The sequence below is a fragment of the Acinetobacter sp. 226-1 genome, from assembly GCF_030329325.1.
Classification (GTDB): domain Bacteria; phylum Pseudomonadota; class Gammaproteobacteria; order Pseudomonadales; family Moraxellaceae; genus Acinetobacter; species Acinetobacter sichuanensis.
Genome location: NZ_JACANU010000001.1, coordinates 463,867 through 483,516 on the forward strand (window position 1 = coordinate 463,867; position 19,650 = coordinate 483,516).

The 19,650-nt window shown below is 36.5% G+C and carries 18 protein-coding genes and 1 tRNA gene; 10 read left to right on the plus strand and 9 right to left on the minus strand.

All coding sequences use genetic code 11. The features are described from left to right. Positions 1–13: 13 nt before the first annotated feature. The 4 genes from HX124_RS02160 to HX124_RS02175 all read right to left on the minus strand — a co-directional run bounded on the left by HX124_RS02160 (position 14) and on the right by HX124_RS02175 (position 3,468). Complete coding sequence (locus HX124_RS02160) at positions 14–157, minus strand: hypothetical protein (RefSeq protein WP_171405100.1); 144 nt, start codon at positions 155–157, stop codon at positions 14–16. A gap of 487 nt (positions 158–644) precedes the next feature. Further along, complete coding sequence (locus HX124_RS02165; RefSeq protein WP_286381803.1) at positions 645–1,577, minus strand: hypothetical protein; 933 nt, start codon at positions 1,575–1,577, stop codon at positions 645–647. A gap of 185 nt (positions 1,578–1,762) precedes the next feature. Continuing rightward, positions 1,763–1,838: transfer RNA gene (locus tag HX124_RS02170), tRNA-Glu, on the minus strand. Between the two features lie 199 nt (positions 1,839–2,037). Continuing rightward, entirely contained in the window at positions 2,038–3,468 is a 1,431-nt protein-coding gene (locus HX124_RS02175; protein WP_286381950.1) for an amino acid permease, read from the minus strand. A 265-nt stretch (positions 3,469–3,733) separates the two neighbouring features. On the opposite strand from HX124_RS02175, the gene HX124_RS02180 reads away from it, so the two are divergent. Together HX124_RS02180 and HX124_RS02185 are read left to right on the plus strand one after the other, a co-directional pair. After that, positions 3,734–4,210, plus strand: a complete 477-nt coding sequence (locus tag HX124_RS02180) for a YaiI/YqxD family protein (RefSeq protein ID WP_107007750.1) — start codon at positions 3,734–3,736, stop codon at positions 4,208–4,210. Between the two features lie 9 nt (positions 4,211–4,219). After that, a complete protein-coding gene (locus HX124_RS02185; protein ID WP_286381804.1) occupies positions 4,220–5,140 on the plus strand; it encodes a DMT family transporter in 921 nt (306 codons plus the stop codon). 4 nt (positions 5,141–5,144) lie between these two features. On the opposite strand, the gene HX124_RS02190 is transcribed toward HX124_RS02185, so the two are convergent. Continuing rightward, positions 5,145–5,717: a PilZ domain-containing protein gene (locus tag HX124_RS02190; protein WP_107007419.1), complete on the minus strand. Its 573-nt coding sequence runs from the start codon at positions 5,715–5,717 to the stop codon at positions 5,145–5,147. Positions 5,718–5,740: 23 nt separating this feature from the next. On the opposite strand from HX124_RS02190, the gene HX124_RS02195 reads away from it, so the two are divergent. From HX124_RS02195 to HX124_RS02205, 3 genes are all read left to right on the plus strand, one after another. Next, positions 5,741–6,976, plus strand: coding sequence for a lipoprotein-releasing ABC transporter permease subunit (locus tag HX124_RS02195; protein ID WP_107007418.1), 1,236 nt, complete (start codon positions 5,741–5,743; stop codon positions 6,974–6,976). Beyond that, a complete protein-coding gene (gene lolD, locus HX124_RS02200) occupies positions 6,969–7,652 on the plus strand; it encodes a lipoprotein-releasing ABC transporter ATP-binding protein LolD (protein ID WP_286377765.1) in 684 nt (227 codons plus the stop codon). The genes HX124_RS02195 and lolD overlap by 8 nt, the downstream gene beginning before the upstream one ends. Before the next feature lie 104 nt (positions 7,653–7,756). Continuing rightward, positions 7,757–10,180: a DNA internalization-related competence protein ComEC/Rec2 gene (locus HX124_RS02205; protein ID WP_286381805.1), complete on the plus strand. Its 2,424-nt coding sequence runs from the start codon at positions 7,757–7,759 to the stop codon at positions 10,178–10,180. Here the strand turns inward: HX124_RS02205 and HX124_RS02210 are convergent. Continuing rightward, positions 10,169–11,119: a lysophospholipid acyltransferase family protein gene (locus HX124_RS02210; protein WP_286381806.1), complete on the minus strand. Its 951-nt coding sequence runs from the start codon at positions 11,117–11,119 to the stop codon at positions 10,169–10,171. The genes HX124_RS02205 and HX124_RS02210 overlap by 12 nt on opposite strands. A gap of 134 nt (positions 11,120–11,253) precedes the next feature. On the opposite strand from HX124_RS02210, the gene sppA reads away from it, so the two are divergent. Together sppA and HX124_RS02220 are read left to right on the plus strand one after the other, a co-directional pair. Continuing rightward, positions 11,254–12,291 (plus strand): signal peptide peptidase SppA, encoded by a 1,038-nt coding sequence (gene sppA, locus HX124_RS02215; protein WP_286381807.1) that lies wholly within the window; start codon positions 11,254–11,256, stop codon positions 12,289–12,291. Positions 12,292–12,371: 80 nt separating this feature from the next. Further along, on the plus strand, positions 12,372–13,187 hold the full coding sequence (locus tag HX124_RS02220; RefSeq protein WP_286377769.1) for an alpha/beta hydrolase: 816 nt from the start codon (positions 12,372–12,374) through the stop codon (positions 13,185–13,187). A gap of 67 nt (positions 13,188–13,254) precedes the next feature. Here HX124_RS02220 and HX124_RS02225 read toward each other — a convergent pair whose 3' ends face one another. The 3 genes from HX124_RS02225 to purM form a co-directional block, all read right to left on the minus strand. Continuing rightward, the gene (locus tag HX124_RS02225) at positions 13,255–13,692 is read right to left on the minus strand and encodes an META domain-containing protein (protein ID WP_286381808.1); all 438 of its coding nucleotides are present in this window, start codon (positions 13,690–13,692) and stop codon (positions 13,255–13,257) included. Positions 13,693–13,961: 269 nt separating this feature from the next. After that, complete coding sequence (gene purN, locus HX124_RS02230) at positions 13,962–14,594, minus strand: phosphoribosylglycinamide formyltransferase (RefSeq protein WP_286381809.1); 633 nt, start codon at positions 14,592–14,594, stop codon at positions 13,962–13,964. A 10-nt stretch (positions 14,595–14,604) separates the two neighbouring features. After that, positions 14,605–15,675, minus strand: coding sequence for a phosphoribosylformylglycinamidine cyclo-ligase (purM, locus tag HX124_RS02235; protein ID WP_286381810.1), 1,071 nt, complete (start codon positions 15,673–15,675; stop codon positions 14,605–14,607). Between the two features lie 135 nt (positions 15,676–15,810). Here purM and cxpE point away from each other — a divergent pair, with 135 nt between their 5' ends. The 3 genes from cxpE to rbtA all read left to right on the plus strand — a co-directional run bounded on the left by cxpE (position 15,811) and on the right by rbtA (position 19,649). Continuing rightward, positions 15,811–17,010, plus strand: coding sequence for a chloramphenicol efflux transporter CxpE (gene cxpE / locus HX124_RS02240; protein WP_286381811.1), 1,200 nt, complete (start codon positions 15,811–15,813; stop codon positions 17,008–17,010). A gap of 16 nt (positions 17,011–17,026) precedes the next feature. Further along, positions 17,027–17,737 (plus strand): DnaA regulatory inactivator Hda, encoded by a 711-nt coding sequence (hda, locus tag HX124_RS02245; RefSeq protein ID WP_107007408.1) that lies wholly within the window; start codon positions 17,027–17,029, stop codon positions 17,735–17,737. Positions 17,738–17,843: 106 nt separating this feature from the next. Next, a complete protein-coding gene (gene rbtA / locus HX124_RS02250; protein ID WP_286381812.1) occupies positions 17,844–19,649 on the plus strand; it encodes a rhombotarget A in 1,806 nt (601 codons plus the stop codon). The last annotated feature ends 1 nt before the right edge of the window (position 19,650 follow it).

Consider the following 19,650-nt stretch of genomic DNA (forward strand, 5'->3'; position numbering starts at 1 on the left):
TAATAAAATCAAATTATGGAAAAATGCCTAGAAAATGAATCATCATTGCAGCAAGAAACATACCTAGAATAAAAAAACAACATGCGCCTTTATCTAAACGAATATGGAATTGCTGTGAATTGATTAAGTTGGTTGATTGTTCAGGTATAATTTTCATCGCTGAGCCTAGATTTTAAATTATTGTTGAATCTGGTGGTCGGGGATATTTGTAACATAAAAAAATCAGCAAATAAAGCGCTTGTTCATATGAATGTCATAATCGAGCTAAAATCAGCTTTTAAATAAAAATAAGAGAGCTTATTTATTTTGCATTTTGTTATTTTTTAGGGTTAAAACTGTATAGATATCCAGTTAAATTTGATTGAAAAATATCAAAAGATCATTGAATAAAGAGATTAAATTAATTTTATAATTTTGAATTATATCAATTTATAGGATTGGATATATTATTGGTCAGATGGTGAGAAATATATAAACTTTAGCTTGTGGTCATAATATTTTTTTAGTTAAAAGCATTTACATAAAATAAACAATAATATTTATAATTGCAAAAGTGAAAATCTGCCCCAGTCTGAAATAAAATAAGCTGAATATTTTGTAATATTCAGCTCGGTACCTATATAAAATTTAGATAATTTTAAATATTAGGCTGGGCTTAAAGCATGAATATTGGCTTGAATCCAAATATTGCCACGAATATATTGTCCAATTTCAAAATCTTTATAAGCACTTTCTTTACTTGCAATACGAACTAAAATTGCGGGTTGATTTTCTTCTAAAATTAAAGTGACATCGTAGAGTGTATAGTCTTGTTGCATAAATTGCATATTGGTTTTACCAACAACTTTACCCTGAAACCATGCTTCGTCTTCTTGACCTAAAGTTTCTCCATATAAATAAGCCACCATTTTGGAGAAATCTACAGTAACAGGGGCTTTATCATCTTCAGATTTAGGTTCCCAAGCATCGATCTGTTCTTGTAAATTTTCAGGCGCAATGCCGTTATTTTTTGACAATATTTCATTTAAAGCACGATGGTGTTTAATTGAAGCTGGATCATCCACAATGATTTGTTCATGATCAGAAACTTTTTCAAGCTCATATGCCCATGCATTGAGTTGCACTTGATAGCTTTGATCACGTTGGTATTGCGCATGATTAACGCTATATAGGCTATCAAAGGCATAAATGGTGCTTTGCCCTAATTGCAGACGTAAAACAGCCTGAGTGTTGGTTTTACAGCGAATAATACGATCAATCTTAGCTTGAACAGAATAAGGGCTGTCAAAACTTGGGAAAGCTGTTTTCACGGCTTTGGGCTTATTATTTTCAACAGCAATAATCTGAGAAATTTGAATTTTCGCACCGCTTGGACCTTGAATAAGCCAAGTTGTTTCATCCATATCACATTCTTTGAGACACAGACCCATTGGCATTATTGGGGCATCCAAAGCAAGACCTAACCATTTAGGGACTTCAGAAGTTGGGTGCTCTGTTAATAAACTCCAATGTTCTACATGACTACCAAAATTTTGGTCATCAATAGTTATGATTTCAGGTCTGTTTTGATTGTTCATATCGATTATGTGAAAAGCTTATCTTATTCTATTAAATCGAGGGTGATTAGCATTTTTCAAGGTTTAAAATGTAAATTTACCATTTAAAGCAGTTATTTATTTAGTTTTTGACATAAAAAAACCACCATAACTCATCTTAAGTTAAAGTGTGAAAATAAAATTGAATAATATAATATAGAAAAATATGGCGACCCTACGGGGATTCGAACCCCGGTTACCGCCGTGAAAGGGCGATGTCCTAGGCCTCTAGACGATAGGGTCGTTGTGAGGTGCCGCTATAATATGAATATTCAATAGATTTGTCAAAGCGATTTTGAGGGGAAATAGGTTTAAGTGTTGATTAAATCAGCAATAAGTTGAAAATAATTTAAAGTCGAAATGAAAATAGTTATTTTTTATACAAAACATGAACTTTCAAATAAAAAGGGCGAATATTTTATATACTCGCCCAAGTGTCCTTTTAATTTTTCTGATGATAAAGCCAATAATAACTGGCATAACAGGCTGCCATAAATAATAAACAACCAATAAAACCTGAGAGCATTTCGGGGTCAGCCGCCATACTTAAACCTGTAATGGTACAGGTGATGAAGCCTAAAATGGGTACAAGAGGATACCATGGTGTTCTAAATTTTAATTCAGCCAGAGAATGACCTTGCTTTAACCACGTTCTACGAAAATTAAATTGGCTCCAGCAGATGCTCATCCAGACGATGACCATGGTAAAAGCCGCAACACCAAGCAAATTTTTGAAAATAAAATCTGCACCAAATTGCTCAGAGAGTAAGCCCGGTAAACCACCAATCATGGTGACTAAAATTGCAATAACAGGGGTACCTGATTTAGTCAGTTTTGAAAATATTTTAGGAAGTTGTTTTTGGATTGACAATGCCCACATCATACGAGACGCAGCATATAAACCAGAGTTTGCTGTTGATAATAATGCAGTAATAATGACAAAGCGCATAATATCTTCAGCATAAGGAATACCGATTTGATTAAACACCGTTACAAAAGGGCTACTACTTAAGCCATGACCATGCCCAGCATTTAAACCCGCATCTTGATAAGGTAAAAGTGAACTGATGACAATAATTGTACCCACAAAGAAAATCATTAAACGCCATACAGCAGCATGAATGGCTTTAGGCACATTTTTCTCGGGATTTTCAGTTTCACCAGCCGCGATCCCGATCATCTCTGTACCATTAAAAGCAAAATTAACGATTAACATCGTGGCGAAAATAGGAAATAAGCCATTAGGTAACCAGCCATGTGCTGTTAAATTACTAAATAATGGAGCTGATTCGTAGCCACCAAAAGAGATTACGCCAAAAATTGCTGCTAAGCCGACTAAAATAAAAATAGCGACAGTCGAAACTTTAATAAAAGATAGCCAAAACTCAGATTCAGCAAAAAAACGTGTTGAATATAAGTTGGAAAATAAGACTCCAGCAATAAAAATTAAAGTCCAAATCCAAATTGAAATGCTTGGAAACCATTCTTGCATGAGGAGCGCAGCGGCAGTGAATTCTGTACCTAGCGTTGCTGACCAACCTAACCAATACATCCATGACACCATATAACCAGTCCCAGGACCGATATTATTGGCAGCAAAAGCACCAAAGGAGCCTGTTACAGGTTGATTAACAGCTAATTCTCCCAAACATAGCATCACCATATAGGCGATGAGCCCTCCGATAATATATGAAACAACTGCCCCAAGAGGACCAGCCTGTGCAATCACAGACCCTGAACTTAAGAATAAACCTGTACCAATCGCACCGCCTAATGACAACATAATCAAATGACGGCGAGACATGGCTCTTTTTAAAGAAATAGGTTTGCCTTCAGCATCAAGTTGCTGAGATGTGGGGGTGGGAGAATTCATCATGATTGTAAAGCGAGATTTTTAAAAATGTATTCTAGGATAATTTGTGAAAATTCACAAAAAAGTAACATTGAAATGTTAATAAAACTTTGGAATGAATCAGTATTAAAATTTTTATAACGAGGAATAATTGGATTAAATTGCATAATATGAGAATTATGTAATTGTTTATTCCTATAATAAATCCTAAAAAAGCATTTTGTTATCATATTTCTTGAATGAAGTTTTGCTACAATCGCGCTAAGAGCATTTAGAGAGATATTTTGTGTTGTCATTTAAACTTTGGGTAGATGCCGATGCCTTACCTAAAATATTGCGTGAAGTGATTATTCGTGCTTCGGATCGTTATCAACTTGAAGTCACTTTTGTTGCGAATCAGCCCGTAGGTATCACACCTTCAGTCAGAATTAATTCTATTCAGGCTCTCAGCGGGGCAGATCAAGCTGACCAAGAAATCGTTGATCGTATGCAAGAACATGACATTGTGGTCACACAAGATATTCCTCTTGCAGCACAAGTCATTGAAAAAGGTGGTGTGGCTATTCATCCACGCGGTGAAGTATATACATCTGAAAATGTTAAAGCGCGTCTACATTTACGTGACTTTATGGATACCTTACGTGGCGCAGGTGTACAGACAGGAGGTCCACCGCCTATTTCTGAGCGTGATAAACGTGAATTTTCTAGTAGTTTGGATCAGACGATTTTAAAACAAAAGCGTAAAACAATGATTAAGGAGTAGGTAATTTCGATGCCATCGAAAAACAATATTATGATGACTTATATTTTATTGGTCTTCATATGGGCAAGTACGCCTTTAGCAATTGTTTGGAGTGTAGAAGATTTATATTTAATGTGGGCATTGGTGATCCGATTACTGATTGCATTACCCATTGCAGCATTACTTTTAATTATTCTTAAAGTTAAATTTCCACTGAATAAAATTGCTTTGCATAGTTATTTTGCAGGTTCATTTAGTTTAATTGGCTCACAAATTTTTACCTACGCTGCAACGAGTTATTTGAGTTCAGGTATTATTGCTTTGATGTTTGGTTTAGCCCCTATTATGGCGGGTCTGATTGGACGCTTTATTTTTAAGCAACAATTACAAAGCCTACAATGGATCGGGATGCTTGTTGCAGTTGGTGGTTTAGCGATTATTTGTATGAATGGTGGTTCTGAACAACGTATTCATCCTATTGGAATCGCTTTGATGCTGATGAGTGTATCGACTTATGCGCTCTCCATATTTTGGGTGAAGAAAGTGAATGCAACCGTTGAGCCGATGGCGCAAGCAACAGGTTCAATTTTGGTGTCCACTTTGATGGCTTTATGTTTGATTCCTTTTATTTGGCAACATGCGCCTGATCATATTCCAGAGACTAAATCTTTATTGGCGTTATTGTATACAGTGGTCATGGCATCCTTGATTGCTATGTTCTGTTATTTCAAATTAGTGCAAAATATTAAAGCCACAACATTGTCATTAACCAATGTGATGACGCCTATGTTTGCAATGTTACTTGGTGCACTTTTGAATAATGAAAGTTTATCTTTAATGATTTTTGTTGGTGCTAGTATATTGTTATTTGGACTATTTTTATATTTCTTTAAAGACCTAAGAGCAAGTAGAGAACTTGCTCATAAAGTGAAAATTTCAAATAAATCTTAAAGTTTTATTCTGATGAGTTTGACTCTACACACTCGGCAAGTTTAACGCGATCTTGTGGGTGTAGGGTCACAAAATATGCCCCAATTCGATAATACTCTTCATTGTCTGACACTCGTTCTGAATAAGCAATTTGTGCTGTTGCTGCGATATGAAAAAAGTTTTCTGCATGGCTTAAAGTCACATGAATATAAGTGCCTTCCTTAATATTTTGCTTACTAAAGAAGCTAAAACCGCTTTCCGAAAAATTCACATTTTGCGGAGTTGGTAACATGGTTTGTACAATTGAGTCATACAGAGAGCCTGTAATGAGGTTTAATTTTTGATTGAATAAGGATAAGATTCGAGCAATTTGTTGATCTTTTTCATTTAATTGGTCTAATTCGTATTGAAGCGCATGATCAAATTGATCTAACTCTGCAAGTAGTAGAAAATAGCGCGGCAATACAAAATTTGGATCATATGGATCGTTAAGTGCGACATGGTCAGAAATAATCTGATAGTTTATCCTTAATGCAGCATCGATTCGAGACATTACACGACGCTCGTTAGCTTCGGTTTGATGCTGTAACGTTTCCATAAAACACCTCGGACTTTGATGGTATGTTTAAACCAATCTCGCTGTATATAGGGTTGAGATACACTCGCGCACGGCGTAGTAATCACTTTATTTCTTTTATCGCCTTGGTGTCTATGATCGGTCTAACCTTAGGCGTTGCTGTTCTTATTACAGTTTTATCTGTGATGAACGGCTTTGACCGTGAATTAAAAAATCGTGTTTTGGGGATGGTACCGCAAGCCACGATTTCTTCCTCGCAGATTTTAACAGACTGGCCTGTACTTGCAAAGAAAATTGAGAAACATGAACACGTTACAGGGGTTGCTCCGTTTACTCAATTGCAAGGCATGTTGACTGCACAAGGACGTGTTGCAGGAATTATGGTGAATGGGATAGAACCGCAATATGAGAAAAATGTTTCTATTATTCAAAACCATATGGTTGAGGGTAGTATTGACCAGTTGAAAAAAGGTGAGTTCGGTATTGTCTTAGGTAAACAAATGACTGATGCATTGGGTTTAGGTCTCAATGACAACATTACTTTGGTTTTACCTGAAGCAACGCCATCACCTGCTGGTGTTGTGCCACGTTTTAAGCGTTTTAAAATTGTAGGAATTTTTAGTATTGGGGCAGAAGTAGATTCTAGCCTTGGCTACATTGCATTAAATGATGCTTCGACATTGCTCAGACTGCCTGATGGCGCACAAGGTGTCCGTATGAAATTGGACAATATTTTCCTTGCGCCTCAAGTGGCTAATGAAATTGTACAAGAATTACCACATGGTTTTTATGCTTCAGATTGGACATATACGCATGGTAACTTGTTTAGTGCGATTCAAATGGAAAAAGCGATGGTAAGCTTATTGCTCTTTTTGATTGTGCTTGTGGCTGCTTTTAATATTGTTTCTTCATTGGTGATGGTTGTTACCGATAAAAAAGCTGATATTGCAATTTTACGTACTTTAGGGGCTTCACCAACAACAATTACACGAATTTTCATGGTACAAGGTACAGTAATTGGTGTAGTGGGAACTTTAGCTGGTGCAGTACTAGGAATTATTTCAGCATTAGGGATTAGTAATTTGATCGATTGGCTAAATAATTTATTTGGCTGGCATTTATTTGACGCTTATTTTATTAACTACCTACCTTCTTATTTGCGTTGGCAAGATGTGCTTTTGGTGGTTGGGATTTCATTAGCTTTGAGTTTTGTTGCGACAATTTATCCTGCTCGTCGTGCTGCAAAAATTCAACCTGCGGAGGCGCTTCGTTATGAGTAATGTGGTGCTTGAAGCAAAAGATATTTATAAGTCATTTACTGATGGAAAATCGACCGTTGATGTGATTAAAGGTTTGTCCTTACAAGTTCATCAAGGAGAGTTTGTTTCTATTGTGGGCTCAAGTGGTTCGGGTAAAAGTACGCTGCTGCATATTTTGGGCGGATTAGATCGTCCATCACAAGGTTTAGTAAATCTAAACGGGCAACGTTTCGATACTTTGGGTGAAGCAGAACGCGGTTTTTTACGTAATCAGCATCTTGGTTTTGTTTACCAGTTTCACCATTTACTTCCTGAGTTTTCAGCACTGGAAAATGTGGCAATGCCTTTAATGCTGCGTAAAGATGCAGAATTTAAAAAGGTCAAAGAACGCGCCGAATATTTGTTGGAGCGAGTTGGTTTAACTCATCGTTTAACGCATAAACCAGGTGAGTTATCAGGCGGGGAGCGTCAACGTGTTGCATTAGCACGTGCCTTAGTCACTCAGCCAAAACTGATGCTTGCTGATGAGCCAACAGGAAACTTAGACCGAAAAACAGCCGTGACTATTTTTGAGTTGTTGCGTGATTTACGCAATGAGCTCAATATGGCAATGTTGATCGTAACGCATGATGAACAATTAGCAAAATCGGCTGATAAAGTTTTGCATATGCAAGATGGTTTATGGGTTGCAGAATAATTAAATTATTATGTATTAAAACTTAATAATTCCGATCAATTGCCTTGTTAAAGCTCATGAAAATGGGCTTTAATTGTTTAAAAATATTCAAAAAAATAATAAATATGTCGTATCTCTATTTACTCAGTATTGCTTGGATTGTTGGCATTCATTGTATGGGCAAATCGTCTCCATTTGAGATGAATACGATGCTTAGTTTGATGCTAAGTAGTATTGCTCTAGTTGCCATTTTTTATATTTTAAAAATAAAGCTGATTCATTTTTGGATCAGTCAAATTGTAGTGCATTTGGGTTTAAGTTTGATGATGTTTTTTGTGGCATGGTCATATGCAGATCATGCTTTAGAGCAACGTTTAATATCACGAATCAAACAACCTGAGGTTATTTCTGCATTGGTTTATGTAAATACCATCAGCCAACTTTACAATGATGAAGAGCAGCAACGTATTCAACAAAATGCTTGGATCTTAAATTATGCAGCACAACCTATTCAAGTGAGAGTAAATCTTAAGCCGCAACAGCATTTAGCACTCGGACAATATTATGTGATTACAGGAAAAGTTAAACCTGCGCATAGTTATGCTGTAGAGGGAGCATTTGATAAGGAGCGTTGGTTTTTACAAGACAATCTCATGGGTACGATGAATGCGCAAATTGTAGAAAATATTTCAGCAGCTCAAGTTTCTGAACAAGGATATAGATATTTTGTACAACAGCAAACATCATGGTGGGCAAGGCTTAAGCTAGGTATAGAAGCCAAAAGATGGTTTTTTCGCCAGTCAATTGAACAGAGTGCATTTCAACAAAAGGGGCTATTATTAGCCTTGTTAACAGGTGATGAAAGTTTACTTTCTAAGCAAACACAAACATTATTTCAGCGTTTGGGTATTTCTCATTTATTAGCAATTTCAGGACCACATGTTTTGATTTTTGCTATGATTTTTTGTTATTTATTACAATGCCTTATTCAAAAATATTGTCCACAGCTTTATTTAACAATAGCCCGACCTTATCTCCTCGTTTTTCCTTTTCTTTTGTGTGTTGCTTTATACACAGCATTTGTGGGTTTTGAAATACCTGCCTTACGTACTTTATTAACAGTGTCATTATGTAGTTTAATTTTACTGTTTAAGCAGTCTATTTCAGCCTTAAAAGTATTATTACTGAGTGCCAGTATTTTATTGTGGTTAGATCCTTTTAGTATTTTATCTGCGGCTTTTTGGTTGTCTTATGGTGCTTGTTTTATTCTCATTCGCGTGTATCAAACCATTCAGCAGCAGAGCGAAGAGAATCAAACTTGGCGACAAAAAGCCATTTTTTATATTCAAGTTTTGGTGGAGTCGCAATGGAAAATTTTTATTGCTCTATTTCCACTTGTAGTTTTTATTTTTCAAAAAGTAGCGTGGATTGCACCTATCAGTAATTTAATTGCTATTCCTTTGATTGGGATGATCATTGTTCCTTTAGAAGTTGTAGGAGCGTGTTTGGCTTTGCTCTATCAACCTTTGGGAACTTTATTTTTTTCTGTTGCAGATTTTACTTTAACGTTATTGGTGCATTTTTTAGATATTTTAGATCAGATATTTTCTGAAAATTTACAATGGTTTGCCTTTACACCTTTGATGGTTGCTGCTCTTGCCATCGCAATTATTATTTTATTTTTACCACGAGGTCTCATTCCTAAAACATGGGCTTTGTTATGTTGTGCTCCTTTGCTATTTCCGTATAAAAATCAATCTGAATTTCAGTTAAATATATTAGATGTAGGGCAAGGGCAGGCTATTTTTTTAAATTTACCAGATCAAAAAATGATGATTGATACAGGAGGTTCATTTGATGAACGTAAATTTAGTATTGGACAACAAGTCGTTATTCCTTATTTAAAACAACAAGGTGTGAAACAATTAGACCAAGTCATTTTATCTCATTTAGATCAAGACCATAGTGGCGCTTTCATAGCGATTGAAAACGAGTTGAATGTTAAGCAAGTTTATTCAAATCAAAATGATGGTCGGTTTAAGCATACTCATTTTCAATATTGTTATGCAGGGCAAAAATGGCAGTATGGGAATGTTACCATTGACGTTTTAGCGCCACAACAAAATAGCCTAAGCTATGTGGGTAAACAACAAAATGAACTGTCATGTATTCTTTATATTCAAGTCAAAAATGCTCAAAATAATCAAAATTTTTTAATTATGGGTGATGCAGGGTGGGAGGCAGAATTTAACCTACTACAACATTATCCAAACTTAAAAGTCGATGTGTTAGTGTTGGGACATCATGGTAGTCAGCATAGTTCAGCCTATGATTTTTTAGCGACTTTAAAGCCTAAGCTAGCCATCATTTCTGCGGGATTTGATAATCGTTATGGGCATCCACATCCAATTGTTCTTACACGTTTAAAAGAACTGAATATTCCTGTAATCAATACCATTGAAAAAGGAAGTATTCAGTTTCAGTTAGATTCGCAAAATCGTATGCAAACCTCATTTGCTCGAAAAGAAAAACTATGGCTAGTTCGTTAGGGGCTGATTTTCAGCTTTGACTATATTGACTTTAGTTATGGCTTGTTCTTTAGGTAAATTATAAACATTATTTAATTCAGGATTTGCTTTAAAGCGTTTGTAGCTCCAATGATAATGTTCAGGGTAGCGTTGAATTAACTGCTCAAGCGTTTGGTGAATGACACGCGTTCCGTCATTTGCACTACCTTCATAAATTTTTTCATCTATAGGTTCAATAAACATATCAAAATCATCACTTTCATTGCGAATTGCATATAAAAGTAAAGATTTTGCTTTGGTTTTTTGAATTAATTTAGCACTTAAATTACTTGAAGCAAGTGGTACACCAAAATATTCAATCATCTCACCGCCTACTTTGGGCGTATGATCAGGCAGAATAACAGTTGTTCCACCTTGTTTTAGCGCTTTAAAAATTTGTCTAACACCAGACTCATCTGTTGGTACTAAATGTGCTTGTTCCCGACTACGTGCTTGGCGTACAAAATCATCAGCATCAGGGTTTTTAATGGGCTTATACATGATGGTCATTTGAGTAAATTGTGTAAACCAAGCATTCATAATTTCCCATGTACCAAAATGCGGCACAATCAGCACTAAACCTTTACCTTGTGCTAATGCATCATGAAAATGATGCTCACCATGAACTTTTCGAATTCTGGAAAGGTTTTTTTGCGTTGAGCTACCCCAAATGGTAAAAAACTCCATATAGGACTGTAGTTCATTGCGAATTGTTGCACGAGTAATACGTTCACGTTCTTGTTTGCTTAAAGTCGGTAAGCAGATTTCAATATTGAGTCGAATTGTTCTTGATGTTTTTGAAACATGCAAAATGTTCACAATACCTGCAAGTATGCGAGCATAAAATCGTGAAAATAAAATAGGCTGTCGACTAAAAAAATTTAATAGTCGAGTGGTTGAAGTTTTTTGCTTTTCAGTCATCGTTTATCAATGTGTAATACTGAGTCAAAGTGTTTTGAATTACGAATTATTATAAGTGAATTATCGTGATTTAAACAGTTTAACTGTATTAGTTGTATATAATGATGCCTTAAAACTTAATTTGGATGGTATTTATGTCCGATTGGCCACCTAAACCACAAAATGAAAATACACAAATTGATACTTCTGCATCACCACAGCCGACAGGTCAAGAATGGAAACTTTTAGAAAAAGTTGTACTTGCTTCTGTACAAGAACAACGTCGTAGCCGTCGTTGGGGCATATTTTTTAAAATTTTAACGTTTCTTTATATCTTTATTGTCTTTGGTTTTCTCTTGTTTGGACGAAGTTGTTCAAGTGATGGAGAGGATTCAACAAGCTCGATTTCAGAGTCACATTTAGGTGTTGTGAATATTGTAGGAACGATTGATTCAAGTAATCAAGGTGTGAATAGTACAGATACGATTAAGTCACTTAAAAAAGCTTTTGATGCAAAATCAGCAAAGGCTGTGGTTTTAAACGTAAACTCACCTGGTGGTTCACCTGTTCAGTCAGATGATATTTGGCAAGAAATACAATATTTGAAAAAGCAGCATCCTGAAAAGAAAGTCTATGCCGTTATTGGTGATATGGGAGCTTCAGGTGCTTATTATATTGCTTCTGCTGCGGATGAAATTTGGGTCAATCCTTCGAGTCTTGTGGGTTCGATTGGGGTGATTATGCCAAATTATGGTGTAAATGGTCTCGCACAGAAACTAGGCATCGAAGATCGCACGATGACCGCAGGGAATAATAAAGATATTTTGAGTATGACCAAACCAATTAATCCTGAACAACGCGCACATATTCAGGCTTTGTTAGATAATGTGCATTCACACTTTATCAACGCTGTAAAACAAGGTCGTGGAGAAAAACTTAAATCCCAAGATCCTGCAATTTTTTCAGGTTTATTTTGGACAGGTGAGCAAGCGATTAAGCTCGGTATTGCAGATAAAGCAGGTAATATAGAAACACTTAAGCGTGAGTTAAAAACCAAAAAGACCGTGAATTATACTGTTGAACGTAGTCCTTTTGATTCAGTTTTAGGACGTTTAGGTTCAGAGATGGGACACGGGGTAGGTGAAGCTGTCAGTCAAAAATTAAATATGAGCCAAGATGTAAAAATGCAATAAACCTTAAAACTTCAAAGCTTCTTTTCAGTGGTATTCGATGGTGAAGAAGCTTTGATCATTCAAAGTAGAAAGCGAAAATCATGAGTCATTCAAATCATTCTAAGCCACTAATTCACTTTGCACATGCTAATGGTGTCCCTTCAAAAGTCTATACAAAACTATTTGAGTTGCTCAAAGATGATTATGATGTCATCTATGTACCTGTGATTGGACCAGATCGTCGTTACCCTATTGCACAAGGTTGGAATGAACTGGCAGATCAGGTCATAGATAGTATTATTCAACAAGCACAAGGACGTAAAGTAATTGGTTTAGGGCATTCATTGGGCGCAGTTTTAACCTTTAAAGCTGCATATAAACGTCCTGAATTATTTGAACAAGTGATTATGCTTGATCCACCTCTGATTGTTGGTCATGCTGCATTTATTATGTGTATGACTAAAATATTTAAGCCTGCTATGGTTGATAAAATTACACCTGCATCATTAAGTTTAAAACGCCGTGATCATTGGGAATCTCGTGAGCAAGCTGCTGATCTACTGAGACCTAAAGGTTTTTATCAAAATTTTGACCCAGAATGTTTCCAAGCATATATTGATTATGCTTTAACGGAAGACAATGTACGTGGTGGAGTAGAGCTTACTATTTCGAAGTATGATGAAGTTGAAATTTTTAGAACCAATTCAAATGCTATGTGGTTACCTGTGCCAAAGCCGCCTGTGCCAACTCAGCTTGTTGTGGGCGATACTAGTCCATTTCTACAACGTAAAATTCCGCAAATGATTAAAAAGAAATTTGCAGTTCCATTTACAGTGACACAAGGTGGACATATGTTCCCACTTGAACATCCTGTTGATACAGTTGCACTCATTAAGTCTTTGATTCAGTCTGTATAATTAGGATGCAGTAAAAAAATAAGCGCATTCAAGGCGCTTATTTTTATTTTGACTATAGATATTTTATTTATTTAACATTTTTAAATTTCAATACAGTTTTGTTATTTGCATCTATAAATTTCAGTTCTTTTTTAGATGCATCATAAGTTGTGACTTCACCTAAAGCTTGAACAAACTTTTGTGGAATATCCGTCGCATTTAGACATGCTTTTTGTGTAGAAGCTAAGTTAGAGAGCTGTATTTTTGTACCTTTAACCGCATAACCACCCATGAAACGATTACAACCATCAGAGCCACTCACACGCTCATTGTCAAATTGAATACTAGGAACATCAGATTGAGTAGGATCAGTGCTGAGGGCTACACCATAAACTTCACTGACCACCCAATTTTTATTTTGTAATTCATTTAAATTACGTTCAGTAGAGGGGTTAGTTGTTGTTGCACAGCCGACGATACCTAATGTGAGTATTGCACAACTTGGGATTAAAATCGATTTTAACATGGCTTTCTCTCTCACTTTGGTTAAGGTTATTTTAAAGTTAAATCAAGTAATAAGATCTTTTAACTAGCTTTTATTAACTAAGTTTTAGCATAACCTTTATATGATAAGTTTTAGGTGAAAGTTAACTCAAAAAGTACATAACTTAGATCAATTTAAAACACTTCTAAATGAAATGCTTGTCTCTAACTTATATCAAAGCCATATATTTTTGGCTTAAATAGATAATAAAAAACGCATCCAAAGATGCGTTTTTTTAAATCGGCTTGAATTTACAATTTACAAAATTGGATTGGTGCTGTTAAAGCTTGTCCTTTATACAATACTGTTCCATCTTGTGTATGTTGAATTGTACCATTACAAATCCATTCCACAGCTTGTGGATAGATCAAATGTTCAAGTACATGTACACGTGCAGCAAGTGTCTCTACGCAATCATGTAAATCCACTTTTAAGACACCTTGTGTTAAGGCTTGACCTGCATCCAGTTCAGCAGTCACATAGTGAACTGTACAGCCATGTAACGTATCACCTGTATTTAAAACACGCTGATGGGTATGCATACCTTTATAATGTGGCAATAGAGAAGGGTGAATATTCACCATTTTTCCTTGCCATGCATTGACAAATTTGGCACTTAAAATACGCATGAATCCAGCAAGAATCACTAAATCTACATCCCAAGCAAGGAGTTGTTGATGCATGACATCATCAAATGCTTCACGATTAGGATATTGTTTGTGTTCAATGATTGCAGTTGGAATATTGGCTTTTGCAGCACGCTGCAATGCATAGGCGTCAGGTTTGTTGGAAATAACCCCCACAATTTGCCCTGATAGATTGGCATCCATCAAGGCTTGGAGGTTACTGCCGCTGCCTGAAACCAGTACAGCAATTTTGATCATGTGCTATTACTTACGCAAAAATCACACGAATTTTTTCGTCAGCGCCTTCAACTGATTCAGCATTGTCTTGGATATGACCAATTGTCCATGCTTTTTCGCCTTGCGCAGTTAAAACTTCAATGGTTTTGTCTGCTTCAGCTGTATCAACGACAATGACCATACCAACGCCACAGTTAAATGCACGATACATTTCGAACTGATCCACACCACCTTCTTTTTGAAGGAGTTGGAAAAGTTCAGGCCACTGCCAAGATGCTTCATTAATCACAGCTTGTGCGCCATTTGGTAATACACGAGGTAAGTTACCAGGTAAACCGCCACCAGTAATGTGTGCCATTGCGTGCACATCAACATGTTTAAGCAGTTCAAGAATCGCTTTAACATAAATACGTGTTGGTTCCATTGCAGTATCTGCAAGCGGACGACCGTCTACGATTTGTGTTAAATCAACATTTTTTACATCGAAAATTTTACGAAGCAGTGAGTAACCGTTTGAATGTGCGCCTGAAGAAGCAACACCAATCAAAACATCGCCAGCTTTGACTTTAGTTCCGTCAATAATTTTGCTTTGCTCAACTACACCTACACAGAAACCTGCCAAGTCGTAGTCTTCGCCTTCATACATACCTGGCATTTCAGCAGTTTCACCACCGACCAATGCACAGCCTGCAAGTTCACAGCCTTGACCAATACCAGTGACAACATTGGCAGCAACGTCAACATTTAAATGTCCAGTTGCATAATAGTCGAGGAAGAATAATGGTTCAGCACCACAAACAAGAAGATCGTTTACACACATTGCAACTAAATCTTGACCAATTGTGTCATGACGATTTAAGTTAAGTGCTAAACGTAATTTTGTACCCACACCATCTGTGCCAGATACAAGAACAGGTTCTTCATAACCTTTAGGAATTTTACAAAGTGCGCCAAAGCCACCTAAACCGCCCATGACTTCAGGGCGAGTTGTGCGTTTAGCGACAGATTTGATTCGATCGACAAGTGCGTCGCCCGCTTCAATATCGACACCAGCGTCTTTGTAGCTTAAACCAGTGTTTGGGGTAGAAGTTGAGTTGCTCATAATTGAAGTCTCCGCATTCGCGCGGAGATTATACCCGAATATACGAAACTCTTATGTTATTTCTGCACTAAAATGCTATCTTTATTGAAATATTTTGCTTTCTATAACGATTAAATCTGAAAAAGGCGTGATTGCATGCACGATCGGACATTAAAACGAATTTTTATCCTTGCAGGGATAGCCTTAGTCCTATGGGTGCTTTATTTATTAAAGCCTGTAGTGATTCCATTTGTCGCTGCTTTTTTAGTGGCGTATCTGTTTAGTCCTGTAGTTGAAAAACTATCTAAAATTTTACCTCGTTGGTTATCTATTGCTATTGTTTTTATTGCCATAGGTTTAATTTTAACGTGGGCACTTTGGTTTGTTTTTCCATTGGTATGGAAACAATTAATTTATGCACGTGACAGTATTCCAGCAGGAATTCACTGGATCAACTCAACCTTTTTACCTTGGGTCTCAAATACCTTCAATGTTGAAAGAATGGAGTTAGATACAGATCAAATTTCTAAAGTCGTCATGGATTATGTACAAACCAATTATAGTGCAGATAGTATTCAGGCAATGGCATTGAAAATAGCCCAATCAGGTCTGAGTTTTATTTCTGTTGGTGGAACGATTGTTCTGATTCCAATTATCGCTTTTTATTTTTTATTAGATTGGAATCGTATGTTGGTGAGCATGAGAAATCTAATTCCACGCCCATATGAACAAAGTACTTTGAAAATTGTAGGCGAATGTCACAGCGTACTTGGTGCATTTGTCAAAGGACAATTTCTCGTCATGATCTTGTTGGGCGTTGTTTATGCTGTTGGCTTGCAATTGGTTGGTTTAGAAGTCGGGCTGATTATTGGGATGGTTGCGGGTTTATGTAGCATTATTCCTTATTTAGGCTTTGGTGTTGGTATTATTGCTGCGGTTATCGCATGCTTTTTCCAATTTGGTATGGATCTTAAACATTTGCTTTTGGTCTTGGCTGTATTTGGTGTTGGGCAATTGATTGAGGGCTATATTTTACAACCATTTTTACTGGGTGATAAAATTGGTTTATCTCCAGTAGCGGTCGTTTTTGCAGTTTTAGCTGGGGCTCAGTTGGCAGGCTTTTTAGGTATGTTAATCGCTTTGCCTGTAGCAGCCGTTATTGTTGTATTGTTGAAGCATGTTCGTGAGTGGTATGAGCATAGCGCATTATATTTACCTCAAAATGCAACCGTTGTTGTGGAAAATCATGGGAATACTCAAAATATTTCACTAGAAAGTGAGCAAGTCGATCTTGATATTGAGTTTAAAAACACGCAAGATAACAATGAAACGAAATCGGACAATGACCCACTTTAAGGGAAAATAAAGACATATGCGTCAATTACAGTTGGATATAGAACCACAACTGGATGCCAAGATTAGTGATTTTTCTGGTCCTGGTTGGGGACCAGTCATTGATGCCGTTAGACAATTACATGCAGGATTGATTAGTCGATTTTATATTTATGGTGGAGCAGGGACAGGAAAAAGTCATCTTTTATCTGCGATTTGTGACTCTTATTTGGAAACAGGTAAGTCTGCAATTAAAGTGTCCTTGCTCGAACTGTTAGATGCACCCATAGAAGCAATTCATTCATTAGAAACATACGATTTAGTTGCTTTAGATGATATTGAAGCGATCAGTGGTGTGCCACATTGGCAAAAAGCCGTTTTTCATTTAATTAATAATAACAACGAAGGTGGTGGGCAATTGGTATTTTCATCCAGATTTGCTCCCATTGAGTTAAAACTTGAACTACCCGATTTACAATCACGTTTGACCCAAGCGGTGAGTGTAAAAACACCAAATGGTAACTCTTATGCAGATCGTCAAGCATTGTTGCATTCTGTGTTAGAACGTCGGGGTGTACATTTTGACCCACAAATAACAGAATATTTGCTATTACATGGTTCACATCAAACCAGTACACTCTTACAATCTGTTGACCGTTTAGAAAAATTATTGAAAGGTGAGAAGATAAAACTTTCTCATTCAACATTAAGACAAATTTACGCGTTGATCGATGAGTACAGTCCACAATAAAATTCTTGAGAATTTTATAAAGCTGTGACAAAGTACGCACAAGGAATGTTAGCAAAGCTTTATGCTGGCTCATAAGAAATAATTAAAAGAAATCAAGGAGACTATAATGCTCAAACGGGGCATAGGCTTAGGATTATTATGTTTTACTGGTCATGCATTTAGTGCAAATATTGTGGTGACAACAACTGAAGACGTTGTAAAAGCCGATGATCAATGTTCGTTACGTGAAGCAATTGAATATGTAAACAAGGGAATGCCTGAAGCAGGTCTAAATGGGTGTGGTGGTAAAGAAGCCGCAGCGATTATTGAACTCAAAGGAAAGCAAGAATACCTCTTAAAAAGTCAACTTTCGATTGGTCAGAGTGTACAAATAAAATCGGTTTATGATACGACTGTAACGGATACACAAAGCCAAGTAGGTCTATCTAATGCAGTTTTAAAAGCCTCTGGTAATCATCGTATCTTTAATATTAAAAAAGTCGCACTTCCAAAGGATCCAAAAGAAATAGCAACAGATGCAAAAATCACAGTCGCTTTATCAGAGTTGACCTTAGAAGGTTGCGGCGCGAGTGTTTGTGAAAAAATGGGTGGCTTAATTTATAATAATGAGCAACTTGCAATTACTGACTCTCGTTTATTAAATGGTACTGCTGAACAAGGTGGTGCAATTTATAATGCCGGTGTGCCTGGTATAGACTATAATTGGAGTGTAGTGTCTATTTCCAAGTCTTTTATAAAAGGAAATAAGGCTCAACAAGGTGGCGTGATTTATAGTGAAGCACCACAATTTTTAGTTTCACAATCTGTGATTCGTGATAATGAAGTCACTAACGTTAACGCTTCACTTTTTGAAACGAAAGCACCATTTAGTGCGGAAATCAGTAAAAATTTAACGGCTGAAGATCTGAGCCGAGGTATTGTTAGCAGTACTATTTTCAAGAATAAAGGCTATGTAGTTAATGTACTTGATGATATGCAAGTAAATAACGTCACCATGATTTTAAATAGTATGGGTATTTTATTAAATGCACCAAATAAAAAAGGTTATATCGCAAATAGTATTTTAGCTCAGAACGGTTCGCAAGATTGTAAAATCATAGCGGGTGGCGAAGCAGATCGTGTGAGCAATAACTTGTATTCTGTGGGCTGTGGCGGAACCAATGCACAAGCTTTAGGAAATGTACAACTGATCGCAGGGAAAACCGCAGAAGGTCAATGTGATCTAAGCTCAAAGGGTATTTTATGCCCATATAATCCTGCAAAAGATGCTGTAGTGAGCTTTTTTAAACCAAGACTAATAGAAAGCTATAAAACAATAGCAGATTCACCTATTGTCAATCGTGGTCCACAAGACGCTAATTTATTGGAGTGTGCAATTGATCAACGAGGCACTGAACGACCAGTAAATGCAAAACTCTGTGACCGTGGTGCAATAGAGTTAAAAGTAGATACAAGCACGAACTCAACAGTGGGTGAAGATATTTTATATGGTGAAGTTGCAAAATTTACCCTTGCTGATCAGTTGCAAGATGGTGAATTAGTTACACCAGCACAATGTACAACTTTATTTGGTAAGCAAGCTAATGGTGAAGCATGGAAACCAGGCTGCTTAAAAGTAGTACAAACCAATACACCATCTAAAGGGAAAATGGATATTACGCAAGAAGGTGATATTACCTATACTCCAAATGGCAATTGGCACGGTTCTGATGAATTCCAATTAAAAGTTGTAACATCAACCACTTATTTTAGCGATAACACTGAACCATATATTGCGATTACTGGTCGTGTGGTACAGGATCCGCCAAATAACTTTGAAGATAAAAAAGTAAAAACTTCAGGTGGTGGAGTGGGTGTGATTGCATTATTTACTTTATTTGGCTTGATTGGTTTACGTCGAACTAAAAAATAAA

Coding starts and splice junctions, on each gene's coding strand:
- HX124_RS02205 (WP_286381805.1), top strand. CDS start 7,757: ATGTCGTATCTCTATTTACTCAGTATTGCTTGGATTGTTGGCATTCAT.
- hda (WP_107007408.1), top strand. CDS start 17,027: ATGCGTCAATTACAGTTGGATATAGAACCACAACTGGATGCCAAGATT.
- HX124_RS02195 (WP_107007418.1), top strand. CDS start 5,741: ATGTTTAAACCAATCTCGCTGTATATAGGGTTGAGATACACTCGCGCA.
- purN (WP_286381809.1), bottom strand. CDS start 14,594: ATGATCAAAATTGCTGTACTGGTTTCAGGCAGCGGCAGTAACCTCCAA.
- HX124_RS02210 (WP_286381806.1), bottom strand. CDS start 11,119: ATGACTGAAAAGCAAAAAACTTCAACCACTCGACTATTAAATTTTTTT.
- sppA (WP_286381807.1), top strand. CDS start 11,254: ATGTCCGATTGGCCACCTAAACCACAAAATGAAAATACACAAATTGAT.
- purM (WP_286381810.1), bottom strand. CDS start 15,675: ATGAGCAACTCAACTTCTACCCCAAACACTGGTTTAAGCTACAAAGAC.
- HX124_RS02190 (WP_107007419.1), bottom strand. CDS start 5,717: ATGGAAACGTTACAGCATCAAACCGAAGCTAACGAGCGTCGTGTAATG.
- cxpE (WP_286381811.1), top strand. CDS start 15,811: ATGCACGATCGGACATTAAAACGAATTTTTATCCTTGCAGGGATAGCC.
- rbtA (WP_286381812.1), top strand. CDS start 17,844: ATGCTCAAACGGGGCATAGGCTTAGGATTATTATGTTTTACTGGTCAT.
- HX124_RS02225 (WP_286381808.1), bottom strand. CDS start 13,692: ATGTTAAAATCGATTTTAATCCCAAGTTGTGCAATACTCACATTAGGT.
- lolD (WP_286377765.1), top strand. CDS start 6,969: ATGAGTAATGTGGTGCTTGAAGCAAAAGATATTTATAAGTCATTTACT.
- HX124_RS02220 (WP_286377769.1), top strand. CDS start 12,372: ATGAGTCATTCAAATCATTCTAAGCCACTAATTCACTTTGCACATGCT.
- HX124_RS02185 (WP_286381804.1), top strand. CDS start 4,220: ATGCCATCGAAAAACAATATTATGATGACTTATATTTTATTGGTCTTC.
- HX124_RS02175 (WP_286381950.1), bottom strand. CDS start 3,468: ATGAATTCTCCCACCCCCACATCTCAGCAACTTGATGCTGAAGGCAAA.
- HX124_RS02160 (WP_171405100.1), bottom strand. CDS start 157: ATGAAAATTATACCTGAACAATCAACCAACTTAATCAATTCACAGCAA.
- HX124_RS02165 (WP_286381803.1), bottom strand. CDS start 1,577: ATGAACAATCAAAACAGACCTGAAATCATAACTATTGATGACCAAAAT.